Annotated in this window: 15 protein-coding genes; 6 read left to right on the top strand and 9 right to left on the bottom strand. The window is 72.1% G+C overall.

The genetic code is table 11. The features are described from left to right. Nucleotides 1-270 precede the first annotated feature (270 nt). The 4 genes from IH25_RS0125985 to IH25_RS0125970 all read right to left on the bottom strand — a co-directional run bounded on the left by IH25_RS0125985 (nucleotide 271) and on the right by IH25_RS0125970 (nucleotide 4,147). Nucleotides 271-963: a response regulator gene (locus IH25_RS0125985; protein WP_030615325.1), complete on the bottom strand. Its 693-nt coding sequence runs from the start codon at nucleotides 961-963 to the stop codon at nucleotides 271-273. Nucleotides 964-967: 4 nt separating this feature from the next. Beyond that, nucleotides 968-2,197, bottom strand: a complete 1,230-nt coding sequence (locus IH25_RS0125980; RefSeq protein ID WP_030615322.1) for a sensor histidine kinase — start codon at nucleotides 2,195-2,197, stop codon at nucleotides 968-970. Nucleotides 2,198-2,232: 35 nt separating this feature from the next. Further along, nucleotides 2,233-3,117 (bottom strand): CPBP family intramembrane glutamic endopeptidase, encoded by an 885-nt coding sequence (locus IH25_RS0125975; protein WP_030615319.1) that lies wholly within the window; start codon nucleotides 3,115-3,117, stop codon nucleotides 2,233-2,235. Between the two features lie 274 nt (nucleotides 3,118-3,391). Further along, a complete protein-coding gene (locus IH25_RS0125970; protein WP_030615316.1) occupies nucleotides 3,392-4,147 on the bottom strand; it encodes a hypothetical protein in 756 nt (251 codons plus the stop codon). On the opposite strand from IH25_RS0125970, the gene IH25_RS42485 reads away from it, so the two are divergent. The 3 genes from IH25_RS42485 (at nucleotide 4,146) to IH25_RS41305 (ending at nucleotide 6,411) form a co-directional block, all read left to right on the top strand. Next, nucleotides 4,146-5,057: a hypothetical protein gene (locus tag IH25_RS42485; RefSeq protein ID WP_245172885.1), complete on the top strand. Its 912-nt coding sequence runs from the start codon at nucleotides 4,146-4,148 to the stop codon at nucleotides 5,055-5,057. The two genes, IH25_RS0125970 and IH25_RS42485, sit on opposite strands and share 2 nt — an antisense overlap. Continuing rightward, nucleotides 5,026-5,205: a hypothetical protein gene (locus tag IH25_RS42480; protein ID WP_245172884.1), complete on the top strand. Its 180-nt coding sequence runs from the start codon at nucleotides 5,026-5,028 to the stop codon at nucleotides 5,203-5,205. Before IH25_RS42485 ends, IH25_RS42480 begins: the two co-directional genes overlap by 32 nt. Nucleotides 5,206-5,637: 432 nt before the next feature. After that, nucleotides 5,638-6,411 carry a glycine-rich domain-containing protein gene (locus IH25_RS41305; protein WP_457852782.1) on the top strand — a complete coding sequence of 258 codons (774 nt, stop codon included), beginning with the start codon at nucleotides 5,638-5,640 and terminating at the stop codon, nucleotides 6,409-6,411. Between the two features lie 347 nt (nucleotides 6,412-6,758). Here IH25_RS41305 and IH25_RS0125960 read toward each other — a convergent pair whose 3' ends face one another. After that, nucleotides 6,759-7,673 (bottom strand): NmrA/HSCARG family protein, encoded by a 915-nt coding sequence (locus IH25_RS0125960; RefSeq protein ID WP_030615313.1) that lies wholly within the window; start codon nucleotides 7,671-7,673, stop codon nucleotides 6,759-6,761. A 101-nt stretch (nucleotides 7,674-7,774) separates the two neighbouring features. Between IH25_RS0125960 and IH25_RS0125955 the strand changes: the two genes are divergently transcribed. Continuing rightward, a complete protein-coding gene (locus tag IH25_RS0125955; protein WP_051754112.1) occupies nucleotides 7,775-8,407 on the top strand; it encodes a TetR/AcrR family transcriptional regulator in 633 nt (210 codons plus the stop codon). A gap of 472 nt (nucleotides 8,408-8,879) precedes the next feature. Here the strand turns inward: IH25_RS0125955 and IH25_RS41300 are convergent, their stop codons facing one another. From IH25_RS41300 to IH25_RS0125930, 4 genes are all read right to left on the bottom strand, one after another. Further along, a complete protein-coding gene (locus tag IH25_RS41300; protein WP_157847010.1) occupies nucleotides 8,880-9,116 on the bottom strand; it encodes a hypothetical protein in 237 nt (78 codons plus the stop codon). Nucleotides 9,117-9,328: 212 nt separating this feature from the next. Further along, nucleotides 9,329-9,766 (bottom strand): hypothetical protein, encoded by a 438-nt coding sequence (locus tag IH25_RS0125940; RefSeq protein WP_245172883.1) that lies wholly within the window; start codon nucleotides 9,764-9,766, stop codon nucleotides 9,329-9,331. Between the two features lie 235 nt (nucleotides 9,767-10,001). Next, nucleotides 10,002-10,298, bottom strand: coding sequence for a hypothetical protein (locus IH25_RS0125935; RefSeq protein ID WP_030615298.1), 297 nt, complete (start codon nucleotides 10,296-10,298; stop codon nucleotides 10,002-10,004). A 237-nt stretch (nucleotides 10,299-10,535) separates the two neighbouring features. After that, nucleotides 10,536-10,748 (bottom strand): cold-shock protein, encoded by a 213-nt coding sequence (locus IH25_RS0125930; protein WP_030615296.1) that lies wholly within the window; start codon nucleotides 10,746-10,748, stop codon nucleotides 10,536-10,538. Nucleotides 10,749-10,963: 215 nt separating this feature from the next. Here IH25_RS0125930 and IH25_RS41295 point away from each other — a divergent pair, with 215 nt between their 5' ends. Both IH25_RS41295 and IH25_RS0125920 read left to right on the top strand, forming a co-directional pair. Continuing rightward, on the top strand, nucleotides 10,964-11,176 hold the full coding sequence (locus IH25_RS41295; protein WP_030615293.1) for a hypothetical protein: 213 nt from the start codon (nucleotides 10,964-10,966) through the stop codon (nucleotides 11,174-11,176). A gap of 106 nt (nucleotides 11,177-11,282) precedes the next feature. Then, a complete protein-coding gene (locus IH25_RS0125920; protein WP_030615290.1) occupies nucleotides 11,283-11,978 on the top strand; it encodes a hypothetical protein in 696 nt (231 codons plus the stop codon). Nucleotides 11,979-12,103: the final 125 nt, after the last annotated feature.

Here is a 12,103-nt window from a genome sequence, read left to right as displayed (position 1 = left end):
AGCGCTCGGAGCGCCCCGAGGTCACAACGCGTCGGGCAGGCCAGGCAGTTGGAAGGAAGACAAGCCGAGCATGCTGGTGTGGTGCCGCAGAAACGGTGGGAGGCGGGCCCGGAGCCGGGCGGAGTGGGGCGGCCGTCGTGTCGTCCGGCGGCGCGGCCCGCGCCGCCCGCGCGAGGCTCCGGTCAGTTCGGCCGTGCCGGCCGGCCGCAAGAGCCCGGCCAGTCGGCGTGCGTCGTACCCACCTCGGTGTCCAGACCAAAGAGCGCGGATTCAGCCGGTGGAGGACACCAGCCCGACCCGGTAGGCGAGGACGACGGCCTGGACCCGGTCGCGCAGGCCGAGTTTGGCCAGGATCCTCGACACGTAGGTCTTGACCGTCTCCGGGGTGATGAAGAGCTTCGCGGCGATCTCCGCGTTCGACAGTCCCTCGGCGATCTGCCGGAGCACCTCCAGCTCGCGCGGGGTCAGTGCACGTACCACGTCCTCCCTGGCCGGCCGGGACGTATCGGCCGGGCGCAGGTGTTCGGCGAAGCGGCCGATGAGGTGGCGGGTGACGGCGGGGGCCAGCAGGGCCTCGCCCCTGGCGACCGTCCGAATGCCGTTGACCAGCTCCGCCGGGGGCGCGTCCTTGAGGAGGAAGCCGCTGGCCCCGGCACGCAGCGCGTCGTAGACATACGCGTCGACGTTGAAGGTGGTGACGACCAGCACCTTCGGCGGTGCCTCGGCGTCGGGACCGGCCAGTTGCCGGGTCGCCTCGATGCCGCCGAGCAGGGGCATCCGGATGTCCATCACCACCACGTCGGGACGCAGGCGCCCGGCGGCCCGGACCGCCTCGTGCCCGTTCTCGGCCTCTCCGACGACCTCCATGTCGGGCTGGGCCGAGAAGATGGTGACGTAGCCGGTGCGCACCAGTGCCTGGTCGTCGCAGACGAGCACACGGATCGGTGGCGGGGCATCGCTCACGGGGTCACTCCGATAGAGGCTTGGACGGAATGGTGGCGTGGACCTCGAACCCGCCTTCGGGCCGGGGTCCGGCCTCCAGTTCACCACCGACCAACCGCGCCCGTGCGCGCAGCCCCGCCAGTCCCCGCCCGCCCGCGGCGTCCGGCCTGCGCACGGCAGGCGCGGCCGCCGGGGAGGCGGTGGGTCCTTCGGTGGTCACCTTGATTTCGACGCGCTCCTCGCCGTGCCGGACCAGGACCCGTGTCGTCTGCCCGGCGGCGTACTTCATCGCATTGGTGAGCGCCTCTTGCACCACCCGGTACGCGGCCAGCTCCACGTCCACGGACTGCGCTCGCCGCTCGCCCTGTTCGCTGAACTCGACCGGCTGCCCCGACCTGCGGGCCTGTTCGACCAGGTCCCCGAGCCGTCCCAGGGTGGGTGCCCGGTCCCCGCGCGCCGGGTCCGCGGACGCCGACTCGCCGGTCGCCTCCAGCACGCCGAGCAGGTACCGCAGCTCTGTCAGCGCCCGACGGCCGGTGTCGCTGACGGCCGACAGCCCCTCGCCGGCCTTGTCCGGTGCGGAGGCGAGCAGGAACTGCGCCGCGTCCGCCTGGACCACCATGGCCGTCACATGATGGGTGACCACGTCGTGCAGCTCCCTGGCGATGCGTGCCCGCTCCGCGGCCGTGGCCACTTCGGCGGCCAGCCGCCGCCGCTGCGTCTGTTCCGCCCGCCGTGTGCGCACGATGCTCCCTACTGTCCAGAACGCGGCCAGGGCCAGATAGAACGCGAGATAGTCCGCGATGCCCTGCGGTGAGCCGAGGCGGTCCAGGACGAGGGCCAGCACGGCATAGCCCGCACTGACCACGCCCGCCAGACCACGGCGGAAGCGGACCTGGTGGGCCCCGGCCGAGTACAGGGCCAGATACAGCCCCAGGCTCCCGAACGTCGTCGCGAAGCCCAGCGCCTCGTACGCGGCGAACGCGCCCGCGGCGACAGCCAGACAGCCCGCGGGCCACCGCCGGCGGGCCGCCAGCGGCAGGGTCTGGGCCAGGACCAGCCCGACGCTCAGCGCGCTCGCCGGCCGCTCGGGCAGATCCCCGATCTGCGCTCCGATGTTGGACAGGGTCGGCACGAAGGCCAACGAGGCCAGCACCAGGGCGAGGACGCCGTCCTTGAGGAAGGCGTCCTGCTCCTCCCACCAGTCGAGCGGCGCCCGGAGCCGCGCACGGCTCCACTGCGCCTGAGGGGACATCACTACCGTTTCCTCCGGTCAGCCGGCCTGAAGTGTCATGCGGATCGACGGGACAGCACCCGCCCGCCGCGGCGGGCGAGGACGAACATGCGGACGGCGAGCAGGACACCGAGGACGACGGGCACCAGCGCCGCCTCCAGGCCGAAGCCACCGCCGGTCAGCACAGCGGAGCCATGCACGTCGGCGGTGAACAGGCCCTCGGAGGTGTGCCCGGAGACCGGGATGCCGAGCAGTTGCTCGGTGGTGTTCCAGGCGAAGTGCAGACCCGCGACGAACCAGATGTTACGCCGCCACAGGAACGCGGCGCCGAGCATCACGCCCGCCTCCGAAGCGATCGCCAGCGCACTCCACGCACTGGCTCCCGGAGTGCCCAGATGGGCGATGCCGAAGAACAGCCCGGTGATCACGATGGCGGCCCGGCTGCCCCACAACTGCTCCAGAGCCTGCAGCGCGAGACCGCGGAACAACAGCTCCTCGGTGACCGCGGTGCCGATCTGCACCATGACCGCGGACCAGACGACCGCCATGAAGCCATGGCCCGCCCAGGAGAACGAGTAGCCTCCGAACGCCGTGATCAGCGAGACGGACACCAGAACGAAGCCGAGGCCGATCGCGCCGCCCAGCAGCGCCTCCCGGCCGGCTCCCCGCCGGGCCGTCTCCGGCGTCGAGCGTCGCGCGACATGGCGCATGACCAGCCAGTACACGGCCACCGCCGCCACCGCGCCGAGCACCGGAACCGGACCGGGACCCGTGGCGGTCAGGCCCGAGACCACGCCGACGCCGATCAGACCCGTCAGCATCCAGCCGAGCGGAGAACGGACGATCCGGCCGAGACGGCCGCCGCGAGCGTCGGGACCGTCGGGGCCCGTGTCCGGGCCGGGGCCTCCGGCGTCGTGCCGTGCGGTGGACGTTGTACTCATCGTGGCCTCCCCTGCCGCGGTCGCACCAGCTGCGACCTGACAACCACGCTAGGAATCAGGCGCCGTCCGCGAGTCACCCGCACATGGACAACTCCGGTAGCTCTCGCGGGGGATGCGCCCGGGAAGAGGATCGGGCAACCGTACGAGAAGGAGTCGACGTGGGTCCGGAACAGCGGGGCCGGGGCCCGCCGGCCGGCGCTGCTCGTCACCTCGCCGCAGCTCCGGGAGGACAGGGCCGGCCCGAGGGGCGCGGACGTACGGCTTCCGCCCGTCCTTACGCGTCAATAAGGTTTCGGGAATGAGCGGACAGACGACTCCGGGGACCGGCGCGGAGCGGTACCGGCCCGGCCCGGTCGCGGCGCTGGGGGAGCGGCTGCGCGAGGGCGGCGCGTGCGTCCTGACCGGTGAGCCCGGCGGCGGCCGCTCGACCATCCTCGCCCGGGTGGCCCGCGCGTTCGACGCCGGTCCCGCCGTTGTCGTGCCCGCCCTTCCCGAGCGCTGCCGACAGCCACTGGCCGGGCTCCGGGCGCTGTGCCGGGCGGCCGGAGTGCCCGCCGCCGACGCCGCCGGCCCGGTCGGAGACCTGATCGGCGCGCTGTGGAGGACCGCCGCGCCCGGGACCGTCCTGCTCTGTGCCGACGCCGACCTGTGGGACGCCGCCTCCCGGACCGCCCTCGGCCGGCTGGCCGCGCGTCTCTCCCCGGGCGGCGGAGTCTCCCTGGTGCTCACCGTGGCCGTACGCCGGCCGGTGGACCCGGAGTTCGCCGGACTGCCGCTGCTCCGCCTCGCCCCGCTGTCGACGGCGGACGCCGCCGCCCTGCTGGACGACGCCGCGCCGGGCGCCCTCGACCCCCGGGTGCGCGACGAGATCACGGCCGCCGCCGAAGGCAACCCCGGCCTGCTGCTCGGCGTGGTGCACCGCCTGACTGCGGCCCAGCTCGGCGGCCTCGCGCCCCTGACGTGCCCTCTGGTCGACGCCGAGGCCCTCACCGAGCTGACGGCCCCCGGCCGAACGGGACTTGCTGCTCATGACCGCCGCTGCCCTGCACGCATCGGAGGAGCCGGCCGTAGAGGCCCAGGTCGTGGCGCGCGCGGTGAGGTCGCTCGCCGACGCCGGCACCGATGCCGCGGAGGAGTGGTCGGGCCTGGCGGCCGAGACCACCCTACGGCTGCTGGCCGCCCGCCCGACGCCGGAAGGTGCCCGGCTGACCGCCCTGGTGCTGGGCACCTGCCCGCCCTCACGCGCCGCCGGCCTTCACCAGCGGGTACGGGCAGCGCTCGGGCAGGCGCCGACCGCCGCGGCAGTCGACCTGCTGCTGCCGGCGCCCCCCGCCCAGGGCCAGGCCGGCCGGGCTGGCAAAGCCGTGGAGCCGCCCGCGTCCTGGCTGCGGGTGTGGGCCTGGTCCCCGGTCCTGCCCGCGCCCCTGCTGGCCGGCTTCGGCCCGCTGCTGGCCGCGCTGCGCCGGATCGAGCCGGGCGGGTCGCCCGACCCGCGGACCACCGCCCGTCCCCGGTCGCGCCATCACACCGCCCTCGCGCTGGAGGACCTGCGGGAGCGGACCGCCGCGGCCGGCCCGCTCGCGGCCGCCGCTGCCCTGGCCGGCGCCCCGGACGCGGGCGCGTCCGGCTACGCGATGGTGCTGCACCGCCTGGTGGGGGCCGACCCGGCCGCCTGGACCGCCGACGTCCCCGCTGTCCTCGCCGCCCTCGTCCTGCCGGAGCTCGGCGCGTTCTACGTCGCCGCCGCCGCGGTCGCCGCGCGCTGTCCCAAAAACCTTCCCCGCCGGCCACGCCGAGGCCGTGCTCGCCGCGCTCACGCTCAGCCGCGCGCTGCCCGCTCCCGCCGACCCGCACGTCCCCGAAGCAGCCGAGTGCGCCGGCCGGGCGTGGTCCGGCCTGCTGACCTTCATGTGGCGCACCGGCGCCGACCTCGACGGTGACCTGCCGGCCGTCCTCGACCACCTGCGCACCCTCGCCGAGCCCCTCACCCGCCCCGCCGCGCCGCCGGCCGAAGCGGCACCGCCCGCCACCAGCACCGCCGGCCGGTCGGCACAGGACGAGGGCGAGCTGCCCGCGGACCTGCCTTAAGACCCACCCTGCGGTGCGCGCGCTGGACTGCCTCCTGGACTACGCCGACAGCCGGGCCGCCGGGGACGGCGGGATGCCCCGCCGCAGGTGCGCGGTGGCGCAGCCAGCGTTCAGGCCCCTGCTTGCAGACGGCGAAGATCACCAAGGGTGAGGTGGATGACGCCAGGGTCACCTGTTCGAGCTTCGTAATGAGGTGCCGTATGTCTGTCAGAGCCCTCGTTCCTGAATAGGACCAGACACCAGCGTCCCTGAAGGCGCACAGCGTGACCTGTGGCCCCTGCTCGACGTTCTTTCGAGAGATGCCTCAAGTCGGTGAATCCATGCCCGGAACCGCACAATCGGCCTGCGCAGGGGAAGCCGTGAGGCGACCTTACACAGCTTCGGGAGGTTCTCTTGGAATTCACGTCATCTGCCAGGCTGCGGTGCGCTGTTGTGGCGTCAACTGTCACAGCAGCGTCGTTGCTGGCGCTGAACCCGGTCCACGCCGCGCCTTCCCCTCAGGTCCAGACGTTCGACTCCGGTGGCACGCATAGGTTCACTGTGCCGGAGGGTGTCAGCGAGATCCAGGTCGTAGCGGTGGGAGCAGGGGGCGGCGGAGGCGGCGGTGGGGGCAACAACGGGGGGCCCCTGAGTGGCGGTGGAGGCAGTGGCGGCGGAGGGGCTGCCCTGGTGTCGTGCCGCATCTCCGTCCGAGGCGGATCAATTCTGTTCCTCGAAGTCGGCGAGGGCGGCGTCGGCGGCAGGGGCGGAAGTGGCAAGTACAGCAACGGTGGCTCGGGGGAGGAGGGGGAGTCGACCAGCGTCTCCTCGTTTGCCGGAACCACCCTGATGTCCGCCAAGGCCGGCGGGCAGGGCTGGGGTGGAGAGGGATCCGGGAACATCCAGAGTGGCTACGGCGGCGCTGATTCAGGGCAGGGCACCGCGGAGAAGAGCTGGTGCGAGGGCGACGACGTCAAGCGCCTGTCGGGTCACCGTGGCGAGCGTGGCGGCGACGGGTCCCGCAACGCTCCCGGCGCGGGCGGTTCGGGCGGCAAGCCCGTTCGTTACCCCGACACCTGCCGAGGCGCCGGCCGGGGTGGTTACGGAGGGCACGGCGCCGGCAAGTCCGGCGGCGTCAATCCTCAGCAGGAGCCTGCCGGCAACGGCACCCGTGGAAACGACGGATGTCTGGTGCTGACCTATACCGCCAACTCCGCTCCCTCCTGACTGGTTCCTCACGGCCGCGTTCCGGGCCCGGCAACCTCGTCGCGGCACTGCTGACCGTCAGTGCCGCGACGATCACTCGCGCAGAGCCTCGCGAGAGGGCCGGCTGCCCGCTCCTGCCAGAGCTCCTGCGGGTGCTGCGCCGTCGTCGGGGGCACGGACCCGGTCGGTCCACCCCGGCCCCTTCGGTGGCGGCAGGCCGGGCCGGCTCGGGGGCTCGTCAGCGAGGAAGGCGAGCAGGTCCTTGGTGCGTATGAAGATGGCCGGTGGTGCAGGGGCAGGGCCACTCCAATTTCTCGCCGCACTCCGCCCCGGCGGGCGTTGCCGAGCGTCACAGCGCCGGATACGCCCTAGCCGGACACGGGTGTCAGCTGCTCATCCGCCCACTCGGTGAAGGTGGTGACCGGAATGCCCAACTCCCGGGCAAACTCGGGCCGGGCGGGCTGGAGGACCGCGTTGTTCCACTCGTGTCCGGCTCCCCACTGCGGCATGCCCGCGTCGAGGGCTTCTTCCAGGCTCATGGAGGGTGCGGTCACGGGCACGCCCCAGGCGGCGGACAAGGTCTGCGCGATCTGCTCCATCGTGCGCAGGTCACCGGCCAGTTCCAGTTCCACCTGGTGGAACCGGTCAGGGTCTCGAAGGGCGTGCGCCGCAGCCGTACCGATGTCCCGCACGGCCACCAGGGCCAGTTCGGTCTCCGGTTTCAGTACCGTCAGGAGTCCGCCGCGCGGCCCCTTGGGTGCCAGCAGGGGCAGGTTCTCCATGAAGAAGGCGGGCTTGATCACCGTCCAGCGGGCAAAGCCTGCACCACGCACCGCCTCCATGATCGCCTGCTTGGTGTGGAAGTAGTCCGCCATCGCCGCCCAGCGGCCCTCGGCCCACCCCGGGGCCCGGACGTGCTCACCGACTCCACTGGTCGAGGACTGCACGAACTGCCGTACTCCCTCAGCCTTCGCCGCGTCCACCAGGTTGGTGGCCTGGGCGAGCTCGCCCGCGAAGTTCACCCCGGCCCCGGTCATGGGCGGCATCTGCACCGAGAACACCGCGCGGACCCCCTCGACCGCCGGGCCGAGAGAGGTCCGGTCGGAGAGATCCGCTCGCACCAGTTCGGCGCCCAGCGCCTCGATCTCCTGGGCGGACTTCGACTGCGGATCACGTACGAGTGCGCGTACGGGCACCTCGGCGGCCAGGAGTGCGCGGGCCGTGGCCCCGCCTTGCCGGCCCGTGGCTCCGGTGACCAGGACGGTATAGCTGTTGATGGGCATGGTTGCCACTCCCCACGGACCGGAGAAAGAAAACGGCGGGGCCCGCCGCTTTGCCTGCCGCTAAGATATGGCGGGGCCCGCCGTTTAGCAATGAGGAGATCATGACCGGTCAGCGCTCGGACGCCCGACGCAACTACCAGCGCATCCTCGCCGTCGCCGAAGCCGAGGTCGCCGCGCATGGCGCCGAGGCATCCCAGGAGCAGATCGCCCGCGCCGCAGGCGTCGGTTCGGCGACCGTGCGCCGTCACTTCCCCACCCGCCGTGCCCTGCTCGAAGCCGTCTTCCAGAAGCGCATCGAGGGCCTGTGCGAGCGCGCCCACCGGCTGAGTGCGACCGAGGACGGCCGCACCGCCCTCCTGGAGTGGCTCCACGCTCTCATCCGCTACGCCGTCTCAGCCCGCGGATTCGCCCACATCCTCAGCTACGAACCCCCCACCGAAGACCCTTCTCCCCACTCCTGTGGCAACCGGATCGCAGCGGCCGGAACTCCCCTGCTCCAGCGGGCCATTCGCGACAAGGCGGTTGCACCGCACGTCACCTTTCACGACCTGCTGACCCTCGCCGTCGGCATCGCCCTGGCCACCGAGCACCACAAGGACCCCGAGACCCAGGCCGACCGCCTCTTCCGCCTCGCTGTGGAAGGGCTCAGCCCTGAGCACGGCATCTCTGAGGTATCCGGAAACCCAGCGAGACGGTCCGCTCCGCGATGGACACCGCACTCGGCACCATCCTGACCGGCTTCCGCTACGCCACCCGCCGGCCGGAGGCGGCGTACGGCCACATCGTCCTGCCCAGCACCCGGTAGGGAGATCCGTCCACACCCGCATCCACGGCCATCCGGCGCGCGTACCGTAGCGGTACGACCCGCCGGGAGGACCAGATGGACGGCAGGTCGGCGTACACCTTGCGCTCCGACCGGGCAGGCCTGTGCCAGCGCGTAGACCCGACGGCGGAAGCGCTCGCCCGGGCCGCCGTGACGAGCGCGGACCAAGACCCGGCACGCGGGTCCGCCGGCACTCATCCAAGGCGGGCCTGGGCGGCCGCGTACGCGCTGCATCCGGATCCCGGGAGGGCGTACAGCGAGGCGATCAAGGCCGTCGAAGCCGCGGCCCACGCGACGGTTGAGCTGAACAACCGCAAAGCCACTCTGGGCTCCATAATCAAGGTCATGGAGAACACCCGAGCCCGGTGGGTGGTGGGCATCGGCTACGAGCCCAGCAGCGCCGGGGCGGAGACGATCGAGCGGATGATGCGTCTGCTGTGGACCGGCCAGACCAGCCGACATGGTGGTTCGCACCCACACGTGACGAGACCGTCGCCGAAGCGCGGGCCGCAGTCAATCTCGCCGTCGCCCTGCTGAACTTCTTTACCGACGGCATCCTCGCCAAAAGGCAGCCAGCGTCTTGAGCTTCCACCTGGATGGTTGCCGGTCTCGCTGCTCACAGCGTAGATCGTAGGGCCGCGCCGACGGCTTTCCAGCCCTCTGCCAGGTGTGAGGATCCCACCATGCTTCCCCGGGTAAGAGCGTTGAACGGAATGGCTGTCCGCGACATCGCCGCCTCCTTGACCACTTGGATGCCCTGAACGTCGTCGTCCTGCGGAAGCGGTCCGGCTCCCGGCCGCTTCCGCGGGAGCACCGCCGCATCCACAGGTAGTCACTCGAGCGGTGTCGCGTCTCCGCGGGGTGTCACCAGCGGCCGCGGGGCCGTTCGGCACCGAGCTGGACCTCGCGCCGGCACTCCGGGCAGTCCGGCAGGCGCCCGGCGCGGCCTGTCGCCCTTCACCCAGTAGAACCCGCACAGCGCCGTGTTCGAGTAGAGGTCCACCTGCTCGTCCTCGGAGGCGTGCGAGCCGTAGCCCGGCACCATCCAGGTGAACGTCGCCTCCCCGTCGTACGGCGCGCCCTCCGGCCAGTAGTACACCGGCTCGGTCGTGGTGCAGCGCATCCGCAGATCAGGACCCGTCCAGCGCTTGCCGTATCGGATCTGCGAGCCGGCATCGACCGCGTCCGCGAGGCGCTCGAAGGACAGGTCGTAGTCCCGCACGTGCTCCCACGAGCCCGGTTTCTGCTCGCGCATCAGCGAGCGGAACACCAACAGCAGTCGCGCCAGGTCGTGCTGATCGACACGGACTGTGTGCGTCTGCGGGTCTTAGCCGTACGTCGGGTCGTGGGCGGGCTTCTTCGGCATCGGTCCTCGTGCACGTTGCACGGCGGCCGGCCCACCGCAGGGGCTGCGGTGCGGCCGGATGCTCAACGACCTGGGCCCGCCGGGAGCCACGCCGATCTCCGCCGTCCGTGCGTCGGCCGATCCGCCGTGGGCCTCGCGTTCAGGCTTGCGGCGGTGTCGCGCCGGGCAGCTCCCCGGAGAAGGCCCACCACTGCTCGATGGTCCACGCGGCGACGCTGGAGCGGTCGGTGGACATCCGCAGCCACACCTCCTCGCCGCCGGGCATAAGTGCCACCTCTAGGTGCGCCTCGTCCCACGTGCCCACCGGGTACATCCATTCGATGCCGTCGGGCCACGTCCGCATCGCCACCGTGCGCACGCTCAGCGCCGCGGCGAAGGCGTCCAGCGCCGCCTTGGGTATCCACACCTTCGCCGGCTCCCGCTCGGTCCCCGCCACCCGGCCCCCTCCGCCTCGTGCGACGGGGCCCGCGCCCGCCGTTCGGATCAGCGTGACAGACCCGCGCCTCGCACCGTGTCACGCTGTGAGGCTGGCAGGCTCACAGGCCATTTTCCCAGGTAGACGAGATGAACTGTGAGCCTGTGAGGCTGCGAGATGGAGCTCGCGCCGGTGCTGCCTGTCCTCTGACAGCTGATCTCGACCGATTGCCGAGCGATTCGGACGCCCAACCGGGACTCAGCCCTCCGGCTGAACCTCGTCCGCCTGCATACCCTTCTGGCCCTGCACAGCAACGAAGGTCACTCTCTGGCCCTCCTTGAGACTCTTGAAACCGTGCCCCTGGATCGCCCTGAAGTGCACGAACAGGTCCGGACCGGATTCCGGGGTGATGAAGCCGAACCCCTTTTCCTCGTTGAACCACTTCACGACGCCGTTCTGCCGCTCTGCCATGTTCTGCGCTCCCTGGATCGCCTGTTGTAGCCGGACGTGCAAGACGCCTCGATGAGCTGATCATTACCGATTGAGGAGCGGGTACCCGGGATAAGCACCGCCATCGGAAGAGACCGGAACCAACCGGTCAGACTTACCTGGCGAACGGTCAAGATCGACTGTCAAAGGTCACGCACGCCCTGGTGCCGCCCGCCCGCGCGGAGAACGATGGAGTCGTGGGCGAGCAGCACGAGGACCAGGAGCACAGCGCCGAACCGACGCGGCCGCCGCTGACCGCCGCCCGCGCCCGGGAGATGACGGCCGGGCTGCGTGAGGCGATGGACGACGTCCGGCGCTCCGTGGCGGTGCTCGCCGCCCGGGTCCGCGACGCGCACACCGCCCGCGTCTGGCTCCCCCTCGGGCACAGCAGCTGGGAGCCGTTGCCGTGATGTGGGTCACGGGGCGGAGACCACCCGGGAGCAGCGCCGGCCACCGGGCAGGGAACTTCGCGTACTCCCTCATACCGGCGGGCCGAGGGTGCGAGGATGAGCCGCCATGAGTGCCGGGTGGGGTCTGCGCACGACACGGGCCGTGGTGTTCGCGGCCGTCTGCGTGCTGCTCGCCGACCTCGGGCACGTGCTGATGTCCGATGCCACGGTGCCCTGGTGGGCATTGGCGTCCGCGGCGGCGACGAGCACTGCGGGTGCGTCGTGTCTGGCCGGCCGGGAACGCGGGCTGCCGTTCGTCTCCTCGGTGGCGGTGGCGGTCCAGACGGCGTTGCACGAGTGGTTCTCGTACGCCCAGCGACTGTCCGCACCCGCGCCGCCGCCCGTGCCTTCGATGTCCATGGGCGGCGGGCCGGACGACGGCGCGCAGTCGGCGGAGCACATGACCTCCATGGACCACGCCATGCACGGCATGGCCCATGGAGGCTCCGCCATGGACTCGATGGCCGAAGCCGGTCACACCATGGGCCAGATGTCCTCCACGGGCATGTTCGCCGCCCACCTGCTGGCCGCGCTGCTGAGCGGCCTCTGGCTCGCGCACGGCGAACGCGCGGCGTTCCGCATCCTGTCGGCTCTCGCCGGCTGGCTGGCCGCCCCGATCAGGCTGCCGCTCGGCCTCCCGGCACCCCTCGGCCACCCGCGCGTCACGCCGCGCCGTGACCGCACGGCCGGTGGACCGCGCGGGCTGCTCCTGGTGTACGCGATCACCTCTCGGGGCCCGCCCCCGGGAACCGCTGTTCTCTGAGACAGCCGGTTCCCGACGCCGTTCCGGGCGCACCACGCCCCGGCGGCCTCGGCCAGTACGGATGTACGCCGCACCCCGGGCGTGCATCCGTCCCTACGCCCTCGCCGGCCCGGTCACGCGGCCCG

This window comes from Streptomyces achromogenes subsp. achromogenes (assembly GCF_000720835.1).
GTDB classification, from domain to species: domain Bacteria; phylum Actinomycetota; class Actinomycetes; order Streptomycetales; family Streptomycetaceae; genus Streptomyces; species Streptomyces achromogenes.
The sequence above is the reverse complement of the archived record's forward strand: the minus strand, read 5'-3'. Positions and strand labels throughout refer to the sequence as shown.

What these genes read in the sequence shown, in the direction of transcription:
- IH25_RS0125920 (WP_030615290.1), top strand. Translation starts at nt 11,283, where the DNA reads ATGAGTGCCGGGTGGGGTCTGCGCACGACACGGGCCGTGGTGTTCGCG.
- IH25_RS0125955 (WP_051754112.1), top strand. Translation starts at nt 7,775, where the DNA reads ATGACCGGTCAGCGCTCGGACGCCCGACGCAACTACCAGCGCATCCTC.
- IH25_RS42480 (WP_245172884.1), top strand. Translation starts at nt 5,026, where the DNA reads ATGTGGCGCACCGGCGCCGACCTCGACGGTGACCTGCCGGCCGTCCTC.
- IH25_RS42485 (WP_245172885.1), top strand. Translation starts at nt 4,146, where the DNA reads ATGACCGCCGCTGCCCTGCACGCATCGGAGGAGCCGGCCGTAGAGGCC.
- IH25_RS0125970 (WP_030615316.1), bottom strand. Translation starts at nt 4,147, where the DNA reads ATGAGCAGCAAGTCCCGTTCGGCCGGGGGCCGTCAGCTCGGTGAGGGC.
- IH25_RS0125975 (WP_030615319.1), bottom strand. Translation starts at nt 3,117, where the DNA reads ATGAGTACAACGTCCACCGCACGGCACGACGCCGGAGGCCCCGGCCCG.
- IH25_RS0125980 (WP_030615322.1), bottom strand. Translation starts at nt 2,197, where the DNA reads ATGTCCCCTCAGGCGCAGTGGAGCCGTGCGCGGCTCCGGGCGCCGCTC.
- IH25_RS0125960 (WP_030615313.1), bottom strand. Translation starts at nt 7,673, where the DNA reads ATGCCCATCAACAGCTATACCGTCCTGGTCACCGGAGCCACGGGCCGG.
- IH25_RS0125930 (WP_030615296.1), bottom strand. Translation starts at nt 10,748, where the DNA reads ATGGCAGAGCGGCAGAACGGCGTCGTGAAGTGGTTCAACGAGGAAAAG.